Source organism: Luteimonas sp. RC10, assembly GCF_014192745.1.
Lineage (GTDB): Bacteria > Pseudomonadota > Gammaproteobacteria > Xanthomonadales > Xanthomonadaceae > Luteimonas.
This window is the reverse complement of the sequence record NZ_JACHYJ010000001.1, coordinates 84517-104412: the sequence shown is the minus strand read 5'-3', so window position 1 is coordinate 104412 and position 19896 is coordinate 84517. Positions and strand designations below refer to the sequence as shown.

Here is a 19896-nt window from a genome sequence, read left to right as displayed (position 1 = left end):
GATCAGAGGGAGAAGTGCGGCACCGGGGCAGCCCCGGCGAGATAGGCGAGCCCGGTCTCGAACAACGACTCGATGCGCGGTGCGTTGACGTCCTCGCCCTCGCGCCGGACCAGCACCGCTTCCATCGCCGGTGCTTGGCCGCGGACGATGAACATGCGGCCGCCGGGGCGCAGCCACTGCAGGAAGCGGGCGGGCACGGTATCGACGGCGCCGCCGACGCAGATCGCGTCGAAGCGGCGCTCGGTGTTCCAGGCGAAGACGTCGGCGTGGACGACCTCGACATTGGCGATGCCCTGCGCCTGCAGCCGGGCGCGCGCGGCGTCGGCGAGGTCGGCGTGGCGCTCGAGGCTGACGACGTCACGGGCGAGATGCCCCAGGCACGCAGCCAGATACCCGCTGCCGGTGCCGATCTGCAGCACCTCATCGCCCTGTTCGAGCTTGAGGGCCTGCAGCGCGCGGCCTTCGACGACGGGCTTGAGCATGGTCTCGCCGTGGCCGATCGGCAGTTCCAGGTCAGCATAGGCCAGGGCCCGGCGGGCATCGGCGACGAACGCCTCGCGCGGCACGCGCGAGATCGTCTCGAGCACGCGCGCATCGAGCACGTCCCAGGGCCGGACCTGTTGTTCCACCATCGCCGCGCGGGCCTTGGCGTAGTCGATCGTCATTGTTGCGGTTTCCTAGTTCGCCAGCGCGCAATTCTAGCGGTCGCGGGCAGGGTGATCATCGCGGGGCGCTCGGCAAGGGCGCAGTGCCGGAAGTCACCGGCCCTGTCGGCATGCCGGCCCCCATGGGGGCGCGTTCAGCGGCCGCGGTGCGGCCGGCCGTAGGCACGCAGGAACATGTCGACCGAGGCTTCCAGATGGGCCCGGCGCTGGCGCGCGCAATCGTCGGCGTCCTCGCAGTCGAACACCATGCGCTGATGCAGGTCGCCCTTGACCAGCACGAAGAACTGCGCGGCCGCGGTCGGCACCAGGGCCTCCTCGATCTCCAGGTCGCCGGTTTCGATGCGCCGGCGCAACAACGCGGCGAATGCCGACTGCACCCGCTCGGGGCCGCCCTGCCAGAACCGCTGGGCCAGGCGCTTTTCGACCATCTGCGGCGTGCACAGCAGGCGGTGGCCGGCCACCGCTTCAGGCGCGCTGATCATCGCAAAGAAGGCCTCGGCGACTTCCAGCAGGCGCTGGCGCAGCGGCGTGCCGGGCGCGGGCTCGAACACCGAAGCGGGCATCTGCTGCTCGCAATACGCGGCCGCGGCCTCGGTGAACAGAGTGTCCTTGTCGCCGAAATGGCTGTAGACGGTGAGCTTGGAGACGCCCGCCTCGGCGGCGATCTGGTCCATGCTCACGCCTTCGTAGCCCTGCTGCAGAAACATGCGCTCGGCGGCTTCGAGAATGGCGGCGCGCTTGGCCAGGTCCTTCGGTCGGCCAGGGCCGGCCGGGCCCCGGGCATCGGGCTGGGAGGCGGGGACGGAAGGGGCACGCATGCTCATGCGTTAATACTATACCAACCAGTTCTGAAAATATACGATACGGCGTCCTCGCCCGCGTTCAGCCGGAGCTTCCATGCCCCGTGTCAAGTCCACCGCCGTGCCTCGTCTCGCGACCGTCCTCCTGGCCACCTTGCTGCTGGGCGCCTGTGGACGCGAGCCCGCGCCACCGGAAGCCGCGCGCCCGGTGCTGGTCGTCACCCCGTCCGATGCCGCGCAGGGCGACGCGCTCGCCTTCGCCGGCGAGGTCCGGGCGCGGGAGGAGAGTCCGTTGTCGTTCCAGGTCGGCGGGCAACTGGTGCGGCGGCTGGTGGATGCCGGCGCGCGGGTCCGGCGCGGCCAGGTGCTGGCCGAGATCGACCCCGGCGACCTGCGCCTGCAGGCGCAGTCGGCGCAGGCTCAACTGGCGGCCGCGGAGGCCGAGTACGCCCGGGCGCGGACCGACCGTGCGCGCTATGCCCAGCTCGTGGACCAGCAACTGGTCAGCCGCTCGACGATGGACGCCCAGGACGCGGCCTACCGCGCGGCGCAGGCGCAACTGAACTCGGCGCGTGCGCAAGCCGAGGTCGCCGGCAACCAGGCCGGCTACACCCAACTGCTGGCGCCGCGCGACGGGGTCATCGCCAGCCGCCAGGCCGAGGCCGGGCAGGTCGTCGCCGCCGGCCAGACCATCTTCACCTTTGCCGGCGATGAGGGCCGGGAGGTCGCGATTGCGTTGCCCGAGTCGCGCATCGCCGCATTCTCGGTGGGGCAGCGCGCCTGGATCGAGCTGTGGAACCGGCCCGGCGTGCGCCTGCCCGGCACGCTGCGCGAGATCGCCCCGGCCGCCGATGCGCAGGCGCGGACCTATGCGGCCAGGGTCGCGATCGACGACAGTGCCCGCGATGGCCTGGAGCTGGGCCAGAGTGCGCGCGTGCACTTCGAACTCGCCGACGGCGACACGCTGCGGGTGCCGCTGACCGCGATCCAGCCCGGTGTCGACGGCGGCAAGGCGGTCTGGGTGGTCGATCGGCAGACCCGCACGCTGCGCTCGGTCCCGGTGGAGACCGGCGCCTTCGGCGCGCAGACCGTGCCGATTCTCTCGGGACTGGCGCCCGATGCCTTGGTGGTCGCCGCCGGCGGCCATCTGCTGCGCGAGGGCCAAGCGGTGACGCCGGTCGGCCGCGACAACCGCCCCCAGCTCCCCGACGCGCCGACGCCGGCGGCGGCGCGATGAACGGTCCTGTCATGGCGAGCCGGAGCCGCACCGCGCGCGCGCACCTCCCCCGTCTGCGGGGGAGGACGGGTGGGGGCGATGGCCATCCTGTCATTGCGCACGTGCGTGGTGACCGCATTGGGAGCGTTCCATCGCGCTCGGCCGCGCGACTGCCGGGCGTAGGCGAACAGGACGTGCGCGCATGAGCCGCTTCAACCTGTCGGAATGGGCGCTGGGCAATCGCACGCTGGTGCTCTACGCGATGCTCGTCGTCGCGATCGCGGGCATCTGGTCCTACGGTCGGCTGGGGCAGTCGGAGGATCCTCCGTTCACGTTCAAGGCGATGGTCATCCAGACCCAGTGGCCGGGGGCCACCGCCGAGCAGGTGTCGCGGCAGGTGACCGAGCGCATCGAGCGCAAGCTCATGGAGACCGGCGACTACGAGTTCCTGCGCTCGTACTCGCGGCCCGGCGAGTCGCAGGTGATCTTCTTCGCGCGCGATTCGATGCGGTCCAGTGAGATCCCGGCGCTGTGGTATCAGGTGCGCAAGAAGGTCGGCGATCTCAGGCCGCAATTGCCGCAGGACATCATCGGCCCGTTCTTCAACGACGAGTTCGGCGACACCTTCGGCAACATCTATGCGCTGACCGGCGACGGTTTCGACTACGCGATCAAGAAGGATTACGCCGACCGTATCCAGCGCGCGCTGCAGCAGGTCGACGATGTCGGCAAGGTCGAACTGGTCGGGCTCCAGGACGAGAAGATCTGGATCGAGGTCGACAACACCCGGTTGGCGACGCTCGGCATTCCGATGGCGGCGGTGCAACAGGCGCTGTCGGAGCAGAACGCGATGGTGCCGGCGGGCTTCTTCGAGACCGCCGATGCGCGCGTGCAATTGCGTGTGGACGGGGCATTCGAGTCGGTCGATGCGATCCGCGCCTTCCCGATCCGCGCCGGCGACCGCACCGTGCGCCTGGGCGACATCGCGACCGTCGAGCGCGGCTTCGCCGATCCGGCCGCGCCGCGGATGCGCTTCATGGGCGAGGACGCGATCGGCATCGCGGTGGCGATGCACGAGGGTGGCGACATCCTCCGGCTCGGCAAAGCCTTGGAGGCCGAGTTCGCGCGGCTGCAGGAAACCCTGCCGACGGGCATGGTGCTGCGCAAGGTCTCCGACCAGCCACGCGCGGTGCGCGATTCGGTCGGCGAGTTCGTCAAGGTGCTGGCCGAGGCGGTGATCATCGTGCTGCTGGTGAGCTTCCTGTCGCTGGGGCTGCGCACCGGGCTGGTGGTCGCGGTGTCGATCCCGCTGGTGCTGGCGATGACCTTCACCGCGATGGACCTGTTCGACATCGGCCTGCACAAGATCTCGCTCGGCGCGCTGGTGCTGGCATTGGGCCTGATGGTGGACGACGCGATCATCGCGGTGGAGATGATGGCCATCCGCATGGAGCAGGGCGACAGCCGGCTCAAGGCGGCCAGCTACGCGTGGACGCACACCGCGTTCCCGATGCTGACCGGCACGCTGGTGACCGCGGCGGGCTTTCTGCCGATCGCGACCGCGGCTTCGAGCACGGGCGAATACACGCGCTCGCTGTTCGAGGTGGTGACGATCGCACTGGTGGTGTCGTGGATCGCGGCGGTGCTGTTCATCCCGCTGCTCGGCGAGAAGATGCTGCCCGATCTCGCCAACCCGCAGCCGCCGCGCCCCGGCTCATTGCCTGCGCGTTGGCGCGATGCACGCCTGCGGGCGGCTGACCGCTGGCCGGCGTTCGCGTTCGCGCTGGCACCGGCCGATCCCCAGGCGCACGACCACGATCCGTACCAGCGCCCGTTCTACCGGCGCTTCCGTGGCTGGCTGCATTGGTCGCTGACGCATCGCTGGCTGGTCATCGGGGCGACCGTGGCGCTGTTCGTCGCGTCGTTGCTGTTGTTCCGCTTCGTGCCGCAGCAGTTCTTCCCTGACTCGACCCGCTTGGAACTGATGGTCGATGTCGAACTCGCCGAGGGCAGTTCGCTGCGCGCCACCGAGGCCGCGGCCGCGCGGCTCGACGCGCTGCTCGACGGGCGCGAGGGCGTCGACAGCCGCGTGGCCTATGTCGGCACCGGCTCGCCGCGGTTCTATCTGCCGCTGGATCAACAGCTGCCGCAGGCCAACTTCGCACAGTTCGTCGTCACCGCGACCGATGTCGAGGCGCGCGAGCGCCTGCGCACCTGGCTGGTCGACGAGGTCGCGCCCGCTTTCCCCGAATTGCAGCTGCGCGTGACCCGGCTCGAGACCGGGCCGCCGGTCGGCTATCCGGTGCAGCTGCGCGTGTCCGGCGAACACGTCGAGCGCGTGCGTGCGATTGCGGACGCGATCGCGAGTAAGGTGCGCGAACACCCGCACACGATGAACGTCAATCTCGACTGGGACGAGCCGAGCCGGATCGTGCGCCTGGTCGTCGACCAGGAGCGTGCGCGCGTGCTGGGCGTGAGTTCACAGCAGATCGCCCAATTCCTGTCGAGCTCGCTGTCGGGACAGCAGATCAGCACCTACCGCGAAGACAACGAATTGATCGGCATCGTGATGCGCGGGCCCGCCGATGAGCGCGTCGCACTCGAGCGGCTGGCCAGCCTGGCCATGCCCAGCGCCAACGGCCCGGTGCCGCTGTCGCAGGTCGCGCGGCTGGAGTCGACGTTCGAGGACGGCATCATCTGGCACCGCGATCGATTGCCGACCATCACCGTGCGCGCCGACGTGCGCGGGGATGTCACCCCGCCGACCGTTGTCGCCCAGATCCTGCCTGAACTCGAGGAGATCCGCAGCACGCTGCCGCCGGGCTATCGCCTGGAGACCGGCGGCACGGTCGAGGATTCGGGCAAGGGTCAGGACTCGATCGTAGCCGGCCTGCCGCTGTTCCTGTTCGTGGTGGTGACGCTGCTGATGCTGCAACTGCGCAGCTTCTCGCGCAGCGCACTGGTGCTGCTGACCGCGCCCTTGGGGCTGATCGGCGTCACCTTGTTCCTGCTGGTGTTCCGGGTGCCGTTCGGCTTCGTGGCGATGCTTGGCACGATCGCACTGGCGGGCATGATCATGCGCAACTCGATCATCCTGGTCGACCAGATCGAGCAGGACATCGCCGCCGGCCACGCGCGCTGGGATGCGGTGATCGACGCCACCGTGCGCCGCTTCCGACCGATCGTGCTGACCGCACTCGCCGCGATCCTGGCGATGATCCCGCTCTCGCGCAGCGTGTTCTTCGGCCCGATGGCGGTCGCGATCATGGGCGGCCTCACCGTCGCGACGCTGCTGACGCTGACCTTCCTGCCGGCGCTGTACGCGGCGTGGTTCCGGGTGCGCGAGGATGAGCGGCCAAGCTCGAGGTGAGCGCGGCCACAGACATGACGACGTCGGGCGGGTCTGTTTCGTCCCAAAGGCCGCGAGCGCTGTCCTCGAGCAAGCGGCATGAAGTGATGCGACGTTACGCGTGCCGCCCGTCATCTGCATTGAGCGGCCTCGCGAAGTGCGGCATCGGCTTGAACAAATTGCCAGGCCTTAGCGTATCCATGCCTAAGTCTGTCCGAGATAGCAGCCGTCACGCGTGATCAGGTGGCCTCCCGATATCTCCGTCTCAAATTCACGCGAGACGTCTCCAAGGCGTAGTTTGGCGCGTAACTCCGGCCAGCTATCTCATTCAAACCCTGAATTCTGTATGGGTTGTCCACCACTAGTTCGAGGTCAAGTTTTATGATGTTCTCGGGAATCGGATCACGAGGGTGCGCGTCGACGATCTGTGGACCCAAGACGAGACTGCCATGCAAGAAAAACCATGCAACTAAGAGGCATACGAGAGCCGTGGTCTAAGCCGCGATGCGGAGTAGGTTGCTATGAGTTCGAATTGCAAGTTGGTCTAAAGCTCGACGCCACAATTAAGCTTCTCCGTGAAGCGAAATCGGCGTGAGCGACTTGCTAGTCACCATCGGACAACCGCAGAGGGAGAAATCTCGTACTGGATGGCGACGTGAACAGTGCCTTTCGAGGGCTGGAAAGTACTTACGTCCCTTGCGCTGCTGTAAAAATCAGTAGGGCGCTGCTCCTCTTCCTCGGGCGCATTCATGGTTCGCATTTCGAAGTCACTAGGGCTGCCAGCTGTTAGCGTGTACTGCACCATGATGCTGAAAGATGTCTTGCTTTCTGACAGAGAGGATGCGCGATCTGACTTGCACGATCTTGCAGTGAAGTGATTGCGTCATGCTCTAAGTTGCGTCCGCACGGATCGTCCGGGCTCATGAACTGCAGATGCTCAAGTCGAACGTTCGGGGTACTTGGCGCTGCGGATCGGGTAGGTAGATCTCAGTGGCTGGGCCGCACATCATAAGATCGAGGTTCTTCGGGTTGTTCTGATCCACAAGCTGAGCTGGCGCAGTTTGAACTAGGGAGTCACAGGAGCCTAGCAATTGCCATAGAGGCTAACGCCTCAATTAAGCCGTGTTGCGAGGCGGCGTCGGCTTGAATGAATGGTTAGTGCTCACGTCCGCACATCTCCCGATAGCGGTCTAAGTACTCTTTGTTGCCAGTTGCTACCTCAATCATAATCTGAAGCATGATTACTGGCCCAGGCACGACACCGTCCTCATCAATCTCCTGGCCATCGAAGTTCGGGTTGGTAGGAATTTTGACGTTAATGACCCACCAGGCCTCGATCTTTCGCAGTAGAGCTGCAAGCTCTTGAAACATTTCGACGTGTCCGAAGCTGGACTCTCCGAAGATCAAAGATTGCAGGTTGTGCGCCATGTTGTTACGTATAGCTTTGATGCGCTCAAAAGACTCGATATCTGCCGAGTCAAGCACTTCATGCTCTTTGAGCCAGTCCAAGGATGCGTAGAGTGGGCTGCGGTTTCTCGCGAGAACCTCCGACGTATACTTCCTATCAGTGATAGACCCAGTTGGGTCGAAGCCGATGGAGTAGAACGATCGGATCCTGTTACAGATCGAGTCTTTCAAGATCTCAAAAGCGGCTATGTACAATGAGGCGGATATCAATTTCTCCCGAGCAATATCCGGGTTAAGCAGTTCCTCCCATTTCGCTGCGGATTCGTCCACGTGAGATCTAACGCCTGAATTCAGCCGCATCGAGAGGCGGTGTCTGCTTAAGTATATTGTTAGACCTCATTCCGGAACACGTTTTGTGGCCTCAAGATACTGAAGCCACTTTGTTCCCTTGCCGGTGAGATGAACTCTAAGTGAGACGCTCACGGAATTTCCATCTGTCAAAGTGATCGCATGTTCGAGGTCTACGCGGGCCATATCATTGCGTTGCAGCTCAATGTAACCAACTTCAGCGCGATACGACTCAACGGCTTGGTCTTGGCTTGATGCTGATACTTCTTTGGAGAATCTCCTGGAGAAGGCAAGGCGCTGCTCGATTGTCTTGGCTGAAAGTTCTCTTAAGAATGATCGTTCTTCATGAGATAGACGAGAAAGAACCGGGAGCTCGTAAGCAATCTCCTGCTTTGCCTTGTAGTGACGCAGTTCTGTGGCTGATGGAACTCCCTCGGCGTGCACTCGGGTATGGCAATTAGGGCACAATACAATTAGATTTTCGTATGCAGTTTCTCCGCCATTCTCAAGTTCTAGGATGTGATGAACTTCCATCCAAGGAGCTTTACAAATCGTGCAGCGGTGCCCAGCTAGCTCAAAAAGCAACTGCTCTAAGGCTGTTGGTACATATCTAGCTGAGCTTCGATAGGAGCGAACGACGTCGTCCCAATGCTCGGGCGGACCAAATTGCGTTCTATCAAGAAGAGGAACTGTCATGTGTGGTGAGACCTGGCGCCTGACTTGAGCCACGTCGCGCCGCGAGCCGACATCGGCTTGAATGAATTTCTAGACACCATTTCCTGATTCCGACGCAAACAGCTTTGGATGGCGGCGGCGAAGCGTTAGCAGAACCTCGTGTGCGATCTGACGCATGCATGCCAGTTCCGGCCGTCCCTTTGGGGGATTGGTCGCGTCGTCAACCTGGAAAATCCATCCAAGCGAGTTGCTCCGAGATAGCTCCATATAGGCCTCATCCAGTTCTGGATCGACGTGAGCGCCACCATCTGTGTCGGCGACATTGGCGACTAACTCGCGACGGCTCAGGATGCGACCTTTGCCATCTTTAAGGACTGGCTCGTTCCACCAGTCTGCGAACGGTACAAGTTTAGGTGGGAATGGCGGTTCCCCTGCTGCTACAAGAGGCAAGTACTCCGCGCCCGAGGGAGCCAACCGCATAAGTACCAAGTTGCACTCTGGCAGAAGATTACGCGGGTTGAGTGGTCCGGCAGAATCGTAGAAGTAGCCACCACGAAGGCCAAGCTGCTCAAGAAGCGCCTGTGACTGCCTCTGATGGTGGAGTAGTACACGGAGGGAGAGCGCTATGTGCTTGCCAATTGCCTCCATGCCTGAATCGAAAGACTTGCAAGCGTGCTCAAGTAGATCGACTTGCTCCCGGAGCTCGCGCTCCAGATCACCTTTTGGTCTTGCAACGCGCGATTTTTTTGCCATGACCTCTAACGCCTATGGACTGCCTGAACGCAGTACTGGCCGAGTATCCGTCATGACCGATACCGAGGGAAGAGGGAGAATCCTATGCCGTATCAATAGCTTGCCGGGCTCCACTGAATTCTGTCGCCGCGGAAGCTGTCCGCGTTATCCAGAACGGATACCGGCGTATGCATTACACGAGTCCGAGCTAGGCGTAACGGGGTGGAAGCCGCCCCACTTTGGGACCAGGTCCGGGCCAGGCTCCGACTCTGGCGTTACAGCCTGCGCACCAAGCAGGCGTGGGGGGGGGGGCGGATCCGGCGTTCGTCATCGCAACGGGCGACTTCAACCGCGCGACATGGGGATGACCCAGATTGCGGGTTTCCTCACGCGGTTGGCTACGGATGCGAACGTGTCGGCCGGAACGCAGAACCAGGCGCTCTCCGCGCTGCTGTTTCTGTAGCGCAAAGGGCTGGGGATCGATCTACCGCGGTTGGAGGACTGGCCCGCGCCGGACGGCCACCACGCATCTGCTGGAGGCCGGCCATGGCATCCACACGGTGCAGGAATTGCTCGGATGCAAGAAATGTCGCGACGACGCAAATCTGCACGCATGTGCTCGGCGCGGGGCATCAGCGGTCCCGAGTCCTCTCGACCGGTTGTCGGCCCCTCCGGTTGATGTCGGCCGCGCGGCCCGGCGGGGAACTCGCGTGGCCGTCGCCTCCGTGCCGTCGGGTGGTGGCTGGGCGGCCGCGCCCCGGGAACAGTCAGCGCGCGCCAGCAGCCTTGCGCACCTCGGCGGCGACGCGGGCTTTGATGGTGTCGGGACCGCGGCTGTCCGGCCCGCTGTAATCGAGTGCCTGCACCACGAATGCGGTGTGGTCGCCGGCGCTGATGCAGTACGAGACCAGCGCACGGCCGCCGCCTGCCGGGCCCGACACATGGGTAGCGAGCGTGCCCTGGTCGCTTTGCGCGCGTGTGGTGTAGCCGACTGCGGCAGCGCCGCGGGCGAGCGCCGCCAGGCAGGCCTTGATGTTCAACTGGGTTGCCGGATAGCGGTCGACGTCGTAGCCGAGGCTGAAATCGTCTGCAGTGGCCGATGCCATTGGCGCGGATACCGCGAGGGCCAGCAGCGTGGCCAGGGAGACCTGTTTCATGCGCGACTCCTTGTGGGACGGAACCTGTGGACGGACCAAGCGGGCACGTCAGACGCGGACGAACACCTCGACCCGACGATTGCGCTGGCGGCCAGCGGGATTGTCGCGACCGTCGATGCTGTTGGGCGCGACGGGTTGCGATTCGCCGAGGCCGTGCGCGCTCGCCCGATGGATGACGCCCCGCGCCTGCAATGCGTCGAGCACGGCGCGGGCGCGGCGTTCGGACAGCGGCTGGTTGTAGGCCGGTGTGCCTTTGCTGTCGGTGTGGCCGCGGATGTCCAGTTCGGCGCTGGCGACGCCGCGCAATGCTTCGGCGAAGACATCGAGCGTGTGCGCCGCGTCGGGCCGGATGTCGGATTTGTCGAAGTCGAACAGCACGCGGTCGTCCAACGTCACGACATAGCCGCAGGCGGCGCCGGGGGGCACCAGTGCCTGGAGCGGTGGGAAGCGCCCGGCCGGCGGCACGGGCGGCATCGGCGGCATCCTGACCGGGCGCGCGGGCGGTCCGATCGTGCCGGTGCCGTCGCCATGGTTGACGATCAGACCGTGCGGGCCGTTCCACGTGCCGGAGCCGTCGGCCTCGACACGCACCAGGCCTTGTGGGCCATTCCAACTGCCGCTGCCGTCGCCATTGGAGACGATCAGCCCGTGCTCGCCGTTCCAGCTGCCACCGCCCTGGCCGTCGAGGCGGATCAGGCCCGACTTGCCGTTGTAGCTGCCCGAGCCGTCGGCCTCGACGCGCAGGATCGCCTCACTGCCATCGGGCTCGGCCACGCCGTTGATCGTGCCGCTGCCGTCGGCGTTCACGGTGATCAGGCCGCCTTCGAAATTTGCGCTGCTGCTGCCGTCGGCCTCGATGCGGAACAGCCCGCCCTCGGTGTTGCGCACCACCGCGCCGGGAGCGTCCGAGTACGTGGCGACCGCGGTGTCGAGCAGGGCGCCATCGGCACCGCATCGTGCCGGGGACACCGTGATGCCCGCGACCGGATCGAGAACTTCGGCCATCGCGCCCTCTAGCGCACGCTGCGCCGGCGAGACGCCCAGCAGTGGGGGCACCACGATGGCCGGCACGATCGGCATCTCGGGCACCCCGCTCTCGGGCTGCTCGACATCGGGCGCGGGCTCGTCTGCGGCGGCGGCCGCCTGCGCAGGTGGCGTCTCGGTTTCCGAATGCGCTGATGTCGGGGTCTTCGTACACGCCGTGAGCGCGAGCCCCAGCGCGCACAGCATGATGCCGGTTTGGAGTGCTTGCATCCGCGTCCTTTCCACCGCGCCCGGCGGCTGGCCGGATGGTAGGCGGTGGATTGTTAGCCATGCGTTTCGAACGCGCGGTGCGCCATGCGGTACGCTCTGCGCGCCGAACGGGCCAGCTGCGCCCGAAGCATCCTTCGGGGGATTGATCCTGCCTGTTGTCCACGTCCTGGCGATGCGATCGTCGCCGCCCGCCCCGTGCCCATCCAGCGCACCCGTCCGCCCGCGGCACCTGCTGCGGCGATGGATGCGCATGTGGCTGGCCTGGGCGTTGGTAGCCATGGGGCTGCCGGCGTTCGCGCTGCCCGGTCCGCTCGATCCGACCTATGGCAATGCGCTGCGCCACTACGGTGATGCCGAGGGCCTGCCGCAGGTCAGCGTCAACGCCATCGTGCAGAGCCGCGACGGGTTCCTGTGGCTGGGGACCTTCGGCGGGCTGGTACGGTTCGACGGGCGCGATTTCCGCGTCTACGGCTCGGTCGACCATGTCCATGGCGGCGACCATGGCCTGGGCCCCGCGAGCAATCGCATCCTGTCGCTGCACGAGGACCGCCAGGGCCGGCTATGGATCGGTACCCAGGATGCGGGCATCAGTCTGCTTGAGCGCGGCCGCTTCCGGCATCTGCGGCTGTGCGAAGGGCGCTGCCAGATCGACCGTCTGCTGCCCGTCGACGACCGCACGCTCTGGGCGCAGGGCGCGCAGGGCATCTATCGGATCGACATGCGCTCGCTGCAGGCCGAACGCTTCCTCGGTGCGCGTGCGTTGCTGGCGTCGGCGCAGTTGCCGGGCGAGGACACGGTCTATGCCGGCGGCGACGACGGCCTGTGGCGGCTGGGCCCGCAGGGCGTGGCGCCCGTGCGCCTGCCCGAAGGGCGGACCGTGCGCCACCTGGCCGCCTCGCCAGGGCTGCTGTGGCTGGTCACCCACGACCGGATGCTGTATCGCCATCGGCCCGCGACCGGCGAGTGGACGCGTGTGCGCAGCGCGCTGCCTCTCGATACCCGGCTGGGCACGGCGGGCGACGGCCGAGTCTTCCTGTCCGACGACGTCCACGGGCTGCGCATGCTCGACGACGCCGGTCGGGAGCATCCCGTGTCGGGCGCCTCGACGCTGCATGCGGCGACCGTGCATCCCGACGGCTTGGGCAACACCTGGATCGGCACGCCGACGCACGGCCTGTGGCGGCTGCGGCCCCGTGACGTGGCGATGCTGCATGCGCCCGGATTCGGCGGCCGTGCGCCCGGCCGCGTGGTCGAGGACGATGGGCGCGGCGGCCTGTGGCTGGGCTTCGGCTGCGAAGGGCTGTGGTACCGGGCGCCCTCGGGCGAGGTCACACGCCTGCCGCTCGAGGACGCGATGCAGGACGCCTGCACCGCGAGCCTGTTCTACGACGCCGCGCAGGCCACGCTGTGGATCGGCAGCTCGACCGGCGGCCTGGGCCGGCTGCGCGACGGGCGCCTGGAGCTGGCCTGGCAGTGGCCGGGCGCCAAGATGCTGGGCATCTGGCGGTCGCGCGACGGCACCTGGTGGGCGGGGTCATCGCAGGGCGTACGCCGGCTGGACATCGACGCAGACGGCACGGTGCAGGCGGCGCACGCGATTCCGGGCGTCGCCGACGTCAATGTCGCGCGACTGGCCGATGCGCATGCCGGCGGCATCTGGGTGGTGGGCGATCGGGGCGTGTTCCGGGTGCGCGACGATGTCGTCGTCGAGCAGTGGACTGCGTCCGACGGCCTGCCGGCGTTCGCGCGCGCCGTGCACGACGGCGAGGACGGCTTGTGGGTCGGCACCTACGGCGGCGGGCTGGTGCACATCCACCAGGGTCGGATGCGGCGCTACACCACCGCCGATGGCCTGTCCGACGATACGGTGTCGTGCATCCTGACTGACCGTCGCGGCCGCTTCTGGATGGCCGGCAATGCGGGATTGTCGGTGCTGCTCGAGCGTCCGATCGACGCGAGCGGTCCGCGTCTGCGCACGATCGGCGCGGCCGAGGGGCTCGACCCGGTGGAGTTCAACGGGGTCACGTTCTCCGCCTGCCACATCGATGCCCAGGGCAACAAGGCGTTCGCGATGATGCGCGGCTTCGGATGGGTCGAGCCTGGCCGCCTGGACGTCGCCGCGCGCTACCCACCCCGGCCCTATGTCGATCGGGTCACGTTGTCCGGGCGCCCGCTCGACCCGTATGCGCTGCCCACGCTGGGCGTGGATGCCGCCAACCTGGAGATCGTGGTCGGGGTCATCGGCCTGGCCGATCCCGAACGCACCCGCATGCGCTACCGCGTCGGCGAGGGGGCGGAGTGGGTCGAGGCGGACGCGGGGCGCAGCGTGTTGTTGCCCGATGTCCCTTGGGGCGAACTGCGCTTCGAGGCGCAGGCGCGCTACTTCGACGGCGGGTGGTCGGAGCCGGTGACGCTGCGCTTCCTGCGTCCCATCCCATGGTACCGCCGCGACTGGATCTGGCTGGCCGCGAGCCTGGCGGGGCTGCTGTGCTTGCTGTGGGCCACGCGCGAACGACGTGGGGAGGACGGCGATTACGATGCGCTGATCGAGCGCGCTCGGGCGCGGCTGCAGGATGGGCACACGCTCGGGTGACGCCCGCTACGCCGCGACGGCAGGGCCTGACGGCTTGGCCTGGAGCGGGAACTGCAGGACGAACCGTGCGCCCGCCCCCGGGGCGCTGTCGCAGTCGATCGTGCCCCCGGCCTCGGTCACGATCCGATGCACCATCGCCAGGCCGATGCCCGAACCGCGCTCGCGCGGTTTGGTGGTGAAGAAGGGCTCGAAAATGCGCGTCTGCGTCTGTGCGGACATGCCATGGCCGGTGTCCTCCAGCCGCAGGCGCACCGCCGCGCCATCCACCTCGGTTGCAAGCGCCAGCCGGCCGCCGCCGGGCATCGCATCGACTGCGTTCTTGGCGAGATTGAGCACCGCGGCCTCGAACTCTGCGCGATCCAGGTGGACCCATGCCGGGTCCTCGCACAGTGTGGCCCGGGTTTCGACGCGCGGGCCGGCGATCGATTGCAGCATCGGCTGCAGTTCGTCGAGTGCCCGGTTCGCATCGAAGGTCTCGCGCAGTGCTACATCGCTGCGGACCAGCGTCAGCAGTTTCGAGGTCAAGGTCCGGCCGCGCCGCGTTGCGGCCTCGATCCGCTGCAGGCAGTGTCGCGTTGCGTCGTCGAGCCCGGCATGGTCGAGCCCGCGTTGCGCGAATCCCAGCACCACGCCAAGCAGATTGTTGAAGTCGTGGGCGACGTTGCCGGCGAGCTTGCCCAATGCATCGATACGCTGGGATTGCAGCAACTGTGCCTGCGAGGTTTCCTTGTCGCGGATCTCGAGCTCGAGGTGCCGGCAGATCAGCGTCAACTCGCGGTTGCGCCGGGCCGCGACGTCGGACTTGAGGATCAGCCGGTCGAGAATCAGCGCGACGATCGCATTGGCCAGCACCGGCTGCAGCAGGTGCGAGGCGAACTCGCGCCATCCGTGCACATGCGGCGCGAGGTGTTGCACGTCCGTCCGGGCGCCGAGCAACAGGATCGCCAGGTAGGCGGCGGCGGCCGCCCACAATCCGCGACGTCCGAGCAGTAGACCGGCGAACAACAGCGGCAGGATGCTGAGCATCACGCTGCCCGACTGCGCCGCCAGGCCGTAGCGGGCATAACTCAGGCCGAGCAGGACCAGGCCGGCGGCGATGAGGACGGCGGCGACCGCACGTTGGACAGGATGGCGACGGAGCGGCATGCCGGCATTATGCGGGCCATCGCATCGACGGCGCTTGCGGGCCGCCCTTCAGGCAGCCTGACGCAGTGGTGTGAGGCGCGTGGTCCCGTCCGCGTCTGTGCCTTTCGCTAGGGCGTCTGCCTGCGGCACTGCGGGCTTTCGTAGGCGTGCCGGTAGGAATCGCCGAAGCAGCGCTCGAACGCCTCGAGCACGTCGAGGTTTGGCGGCCATGGAATCTCGATCGGGGTACCCTCGGGGCCCTGGACGGTCACGAAGCCGGGGCGGGCCTGCAGGCCCGGAGGCGGCGGCACGGCCGAAAGCGCCTCGCGTGCGGCGTGCAGCCCAGCCCGATCGCCTTCCAGGAAGGCGAGGCTGCCGGCGACATAGGCGTTCCATCCGCTGCGGTCGCCTTCTTCGCCGCGCGTGGATCGACGCATGAGCGCGATCGCCTCCGCAGTCTGGCCACCTTTCGCGCGCAGCTGCGCCTCGTGCCAGTCGAGCAGGTTGTGCCCGTCCGGTCGATGCACGCGACGGTACTCGGCGATCAGCTCAGCGGCAGCAAGATGGCAGCCGCGCCCTTCCCCCAACGGGCGCCATCCGCCATTGATGTCCTGGTCGAAGGCATCGATCGACAACGCCAGCATCGCATCGCGATCCACGCTGCAGTCGACGGGTGCAGGCGGGGGGGCGTCGACGCTGAGCGTCATGGCCACAAGCAAGGGAATCCAGGGCATCGCAGTGAACCTCGCGTCGGCGTGAACCGCACACTATCGCATCGGCGATGCGGCGCCGAAGGCGGCGCCACGGAATTGGATGCGCGCGCGATGCCCGCGAGCCTCAGAAGTCCAGCCGATAGCCGACCGTCACCGTGCGGCCGCGACCGGCGAAGTAGCGCGCCGGCTCGACCAGCGCGCTCTGCGAGTAGTAGCTGATGTACTGCCGGTCGAGCAGGTTGGCGATGCCCAGGCTGACGCTGCCGCGGGCCAGTGCGATGTCCAGCCCGGCGTTGAGCAGCGCGTAGCCGTCGAAGGTCTTGGCCGGGTCGTCGAAGCTACGGTCGAAGGCGACCTGGCCCTGGACGAACGACGACAGCGTCGGCGTCCACTGCGCCGACCAGGTGCCGATCAGCCGGTTGGGTGCGACGTTCAGGCCGTCGAGCCGCGCATCGAGCCGGCCGTCGGCGTCGCTGTCGTAGCGGGCGCGGGTCCAGGCGTAGGACAGGCTGACGCGATGGGCCTCATCGATGCGATAGCGCACGCTCGCATCCACGCCCTCGATCGCGGTCTTCTCGCGCGACAGCTGGAAGGCGCCATCGACTGCGACCACCCGCGCACCGAAGTCCGAACGCGACTGGAACGCACTCACGTCCACGTCCCAGGCCCCGGTCCGCAGCCGCGCGCCGACTTCGGCATTACGGGTGAGGATCGGTTCGAGCGACCGCAGGTCGGCGACCGACGTACCGGGTGTGTCGATCGCGCGCAGCACGCGGCCGACATCCGGCATGCCGAAGCCCTCTGAGTAGCTGGTGTAGACGTTGAAAGTGTCGGACGGCGCATACACCAGCCCCACATTGCGCAGCGACTGCTGGAACGACAGCTCGCCGCCTTCCACGTCGACCCGGTTGAAGCGGTACAACGTGCGGTAACTGTCGATCCGCAGCTTGGCGTCCTCGTGCCGCCAGCCGCCCTGCAGCGTGAGCTTGGGCAGCAGCCGGTAGTCGGCCTGCACGAACGCGGCGAGGCTGCGGAACTTTGACTCGGGCACGTAGGTCCGGCCGGTCGCGTAGAGGTCCTGTTCGCCACTGTCCCACAGCGCATCGATGCCGGTGGTCAGCTTCAGCCGGCCGTCGAGCAGATCGTCGCGCCCCAGGCTGGTCTTGGCGCCCCATTTGGAGGCCAGCGAGCGGGACTGGTCGTAGAGCGTGCCGATCGGCGCGATCTCCGGGTCCTGGAAGCTCGACGAGCGGTCGGCGCCGAACAGGCCTTCGAATTCCTGGTTGAACACCATCGCCTGCAACGTCATGCCGGCCAGGTCGTGGTGGGTGTAGCTCAGCCCGGTCGTCCAGACATCGTTCCAGGCCGGCGTGCCCGGTGGGGTGCCGCGGACCGAGGTCGTCGGCCGCCGGCTGGCGCGGTCGCCCGGCACGGTGAGGTAGTCGCCGTCGGCGCGGATGCGATAGCGGTTGAGACTGAACTGCAGTTCCTGATTCGCATCGATCCAGTAACCGAGCTTGGCGTGGACATCAAAGGCCTTCGACGCCATCAGGTCGCCCTGGGTGACATCGGTGCCGATGGCAGTGCCGTTGCCGTCCAGCCACAGCCCCTGGTCCTCGTAACCGGCGCCCAGCAAGTAGCTCCACTGGCCCTGCATCCCGCTGATCCGGTAGTCGGCACGGACGCCGATCGTCTCGTCATCCACCCGATGGGTGGCCGCGGTGGTCTGCAACGCCAGGTGCTGCTGCACCTGGCCCGGTTCGGGACGGCGGGTAATCAGATTGATCGTGCCGCCGGTCGCGCCCAGACCGTTCATCGCACTGGCGCCCTGGATCACCTCGATGCGCTCGACCATCGCGTAGTCGATCGTGTGCGCCTCGCGCCCGGTCGGCCGCAGCGGGTTGGACTGCGGGATGCCGTCGACGAGGATCAGCGGCGTCCGGCCGCGCAGCGTTTCGCCGCTGCCCGTCAGCTTGCCGCGGCTGGGGGTGTAGGCGGGCAGCAGGTTGGACAACACGTCCGACGAGTTGCTGCTCAACCGCAACTGCTGATCGATCTGCTCGCGATCGATGATCACCACCGTCTGCGGCGCGGTCTCGGCGAGCTGACCGGTGCGCGACGCGGTGACGACGACCTTGTCGAGCGTGCGGGCGGTGGGGTCCTGGGCATGCGCGGCGGCGCAGACGGACAACGAAACAGCGACGAACAACCGGCAACGCCTGCGCACCATGACTTCCTCGATCAAGACGAGGGCGTGGCGGTCTGGCTGGCCCGAAGCGCGAAATTCTTGCGTGCAGGTGAAACCCTGTCAACGCGCGCGGCGGGTCCGCTGCGCACGCGAGGTCATCTTGTGCCTGCCGTGTGCGGTCAGCCGGACCTGCCGGCGGCAGCCAGTCCGTAGCCGCCGAGCGGCGTCGTCTCGAACCGTTCGGCGAAGCCGGTGATGTGCGGCCGGGCCTTCGCGATGGCCGCCTGCACAGCCGGCAGCGCGAGCGAGGCTTGGTGATCGGCCTGGCTGACCCAGACCTCGGTCACCCAGATCGCATCCGCATCGGACGGGTCCTCGGCCACGATGTAGCTCAGGCAACCTGGCATTGCCTGGGTGCCGTCCAGCAGCGTCGACACCACCAGCGCGCGCTGGCCGGGCGCCAGCGTCATCTTTCCGATCAATCCGTACATGCGGTGGGCTCCTGGCTGTTGCAGCGGCGCCTTTTAGGACGAACGGTCTGGTTTGGTCTGTGCGGCGCTGTCGACGTGACCATGCGGTCGAGCCTCGATCTGCCGCTGGATGTCGGGCGGCGGCGGGCGGCAGCCGCAGGCCGCCGCGTGGGCCCGATGCCAGGCGAGGCGCTGCTCGGCCGTCGCATGCTCGGGCATGCGGTGCTGCGCATGCCAGTCTTTATTGGTCTTGCTCATCAAAGGCCTCCAGGGCGGCGGGGAGGGCGCCGATGACCACCGCGCCCGCCGCGGGCAGGCCGACCAGCACCGCGCTCAGGACTTCCTGCCGCGAGGCACCGTGGGATTTGGCCGACTGGACGTGGAACGCCAGGCCCGAGGTGTTGCCGGTGGCGGCCAGGACCGCGAGATAGGCCAGGTCCGCGGTCTTCGCATCCAGTGCGCTGGCGGCGCCCAAGGCATCGGCGGCCTGGCGCCAGGCCTGGGCATGCTCCGGTGCTTGCTGCATGAACAACGCAAATGCGGGCGATATGTGCATCGAGGCTCCTTCGGGGCTCAACGGGTGGAATCGAACGGGGCCGCGGCCGGCGTGGCCTGGCGCGATGCTTCCGGATGCATCCATCGCATCGTGTACTCGTCCTGGCCCGTGGTGGCATCGACGGTGTGTCCCACGATCGAGAACCCATGTGACTGGTAGAACGCGATGCTGGGCGCATTGGATGCGTACACCGACAGTTCCAGGCTCGATCTGCGTTGCTGGGCATGCCGCAACAACGCCGTGCCGATGCCCTGACCCTGTCGCTCCGGTGCGACGAACAGCGCGGCCAGTCGATCCTCGACCAGCGCACTGAAGCCGGCGACGGTCGCCGCGTACTCGAACACATGGACGTCGGCGGCCGGGAGGTACTGAGTGCGCATGGCCTCGAGCTGGCCCTGCCAGAAGTCGGGCGGTACGAAGTCATGGGCGCGGACGGATGCCCGCAGCCAGATGTCGAGGACGGCTTCCATGTCGTCGTGTGCGAAAGTCCTGATCATCGTATGCGTCGCGCGAAGGCAATCCGTTGGTCAGTATGCCCCTAGCGTCAACGCGTCTGGAATACCTGCACATGAGGACAGCCACACGCGGGTGGACACGCGATGTGCCTGCCAAGTCTTATGGTGTTCGGTTTGTCGCGAGCGCGCCGGC

At 66.9% G+C, this 19896-nt stretch carries 18 protein-coding genes; 4 read left to right on the top strand and 14 right to left on the bottom strand.

Annotated elements, in window-relative coordinates:
- Positions 1 to 2: 2 nt before the first annotated feature.
- Positions 3 to 665: a protein-L-isoaspartate O-methyltransferase gene (locus FHW73_RS00375; protein WP_183424736.1), complete on the bottom strand. Its 663-nt coding sequence runs from the start codon at positions 663 to 665 to the stop codon at positions 3 to 5.
- A gap of 134 nt (positions 666 to 799) precedes the next feature.
- Positions 800 to 1483, bottom strand: a complete 684-nt coding sequence (locus FHW73_RS00370) for a TetR/AcrR family transcriptional regulator (protein WP_183425335.1) — start codon at positions 1481 to 1483, stop codon at positions 800 to 802.
- A gap of 127 nt (positions 1484 to 1610) precedes the next feature.
- Between FHW73_RS00370 and FHW73_RS00365 the strand changes: the two genes are divergently transcribed.
- Together FHW73_RS00365 and FHW73_RS00360 are read left to right on the top strand one after the other, a co-directional pair.
- The gene (locus FHW73_RS00365) at positions 1611 to 2702 is read left to right on the top strand and encodes an efflux RND transporter periplasmic adaptor subunit (protein WP_255492595.1); all 1092 of its coding nucleotides are present in this window, start codon (positions 1611 to 1613) and stop codon (positions 2700 to 2702) included.
- A 181-nt stretch (positions 2703 to 2883) separates the two neighbouring features.
- Positions 2884 to 6051, top strand: a complete 3168-nt coding sequence (locus tag FHW73_RS00360; RefSeq protein ID WP_183424734.1) for an efflux RND transporter permease subunit — start codon at positions 2884 to 2886, stop codon at positions 6049 to 6051.
- Between the two features lie 1134 nt (positions 6052 to 7185).
- On the opposite strand, the gene FHW73_RS00355 is transcribed toward FHW73_RS00360, so the two are convergent.
- The 3 genes from FHW73_RS00355 to FHW73_RS00345 form a co-directional block, all read right to left on the bottom strand.
- Complete coding sequence (locus FHW73_RS00355) at positions 7186 to 7767, bottom strand: hypothetical protein (protein WP_221187376.1); 582 nt, start codon at positions 7765 to 7767, stop codon at positions 7186 to 7188.
- A gap of 66 nt (positions 7768 to 7833) precedes the next feature.
- A complete protein-coding gene (locus tag FHW73_RS00350) occupies positions 7834 to 8481 on the bottom strand; it encodes an HNH endonuclease signature motif containing protein (protein WP_183424732.1) in 648 nt (215 codons plus the stop codon).
- A 69-nt stretch (positions 8482 to 8550) separates the two neighbouring features.
- Complete coding sequence (locus FHW73_RS00345) at positions 8551 to 9213, bottom strand: hypothetical protein (RefSeq protein WP_183424731.1); 663 nt, start codon at positions 9211 to 9213, stop codon at positions 8551 to 8553.
- On the opposite strand from FHW73_RS00345, the gene FHW73_RS17535 reads away from it, so the two are divergent.
- A complete protein-coding gene (locus FHW73_RS17535; RefSeq protein ID WP_345776122.1) occupies positions 9107 to 9655 on the top strand; it encodes a phage integrase N-terminal SAM-like domain-containing protein in 549 nt (182 codons plus the stop codon). The genes FHW73_RS00345 and FHW73_RS17535 overlap by 107 nt on opposite strands.
- 304 nt (positions 9656 to 9959) lie before the next feature.
- Here the strand turns inward: FHW73_RS17535 and FHW73_RS00340 are convergent, their stop codons facing one another.
- A complete protein-coding gene (locus tag FHW73_RS00340) occupies positions 9960 to 10349 on the bottom strand; it encodes a DUF6180 family protein (RefSeq protein WP_183424730.1) in 390 nt (129 codons plus the stop codon).
- Between the two features lie 48 nt (positions 10350 to 10397).
- Complete coding sequence (locus FHW73_RS00335; protein WP_183424729.1) at positions 10398 to 11603, bottom strand: OmpA family protein; 1206 nt, start codon at positions 11601 to 11603, stop codon at positions 10398 to 10400.
- A 244-nt stretch (positions 11604 to 11847) separates the two neighbouring features.
- Here FHW73_RS00335 and FHW73_RS00330 point away from each other — a divergent pair, with 244 nt between their 5' ends.
- The gene (locus FHW73_RS00330) at positions 11848 to 14196 is read left to right on the top strand and encodes a two-component regulator propeller domain-containing protein (protein ID WP_183424728.1); all 2349 of its coding nucleotides are present in this window, start codon (positions 11848 to 11850) and stop codon (positions 14194 to 14196) included.
- Positions 14197 to 14202: 6 nt separating this feature from the next.
- Here FHW73_RS00330 and FHW73_RS00325 read toward each other — a convergent pair whose 3' ends face one another.
- From FHW73_RS00325 to FHW73_RS00295, 7 genes are all read right to left on the bottom strand, one after another.
- Positions 14203 to 15342, bottom strand: a complete 1140-nt coding sequence (locus tag FHW73_RS00325; RefSeq protein ID WP_183424727.1) for an ATP-binding protein — start codon at positions 15340 to 15342, stop codon at positions 14203 to 14205.
- Positions 15343 to 15449: 107 nt separating this feature from the next.
- A complete protein-coding gene (locus FHW73_RS00320) occupies positions 15450 to 16055 on the bottom strand; it encodes a hypothetical protein (protein ID WP_183424726.1) in 606 nt (201 codons plus the stop codon).
- Between the two features lie 103 nt (positions 16056 to 16158).
- Positions 16159 to 18225 carry a TonB-dependent receptor gene (locus FHW73_RS00315; RefSeq protein WP_255492530.1) on the bottom strand — a complete coding sequence of 689 codons (2067 nt, stop codon included), beginning with the start codon at positions 18223 to 18225 and terminating at the stop codon, positions 16159 to 16161.
- A gap of 176 nt (positions 18226 to 18401) precedes the next feature.
- A complete protein-coding gene (locus tag FHW73_RS00310; RefSeq protein WP_183424724.1) occupies positions 18402 to 18713 on the bottom strand; it encodes a putative quinol monooxygenase in 312 nt (103 codons plus the stop codon).
- Between the two features lie 33 nt (positions 18714 to 18746).
- The gene (locus FHW73_RS00305) at positions 18747 to 18950 is read right to left on the bottom strand and encodes a hypothetical protein (protein WP_183425381.1); all 204 of its coding nucleotides are present in this window, start codon (positions 18948 to 18950) and stop codon (positions 18747 to 18749) included.
- Complete coding sequence (locus FHW73_RS00300) at positions 18934 to 19248, bottom strand: carboxymuconolactone decarboxylase family protein (protein ID WP_183424723.1); 315 nt, start codon at positions 19246 to 19248, stop codon at positions 18934 to 18936. Before FHW73_RS00300 ends, FHW73_RS00305 begins: the two co-directional genes overlap by 17 nt.
- A 17-nt stretch (positions 19249 to 19265) precedes the next feature.
- Entirely contained in the window at positions 19266 to 19745 is a 480-nt protein-coding gene (locus FHW73_RS00295) for an N-acetyltransferase (RefSeq protein ID WP_183424722.1), read from the bottom strand.
- Between the last annotated feature and the right edge of the window lie 151 nt (positions 19746 to 19896).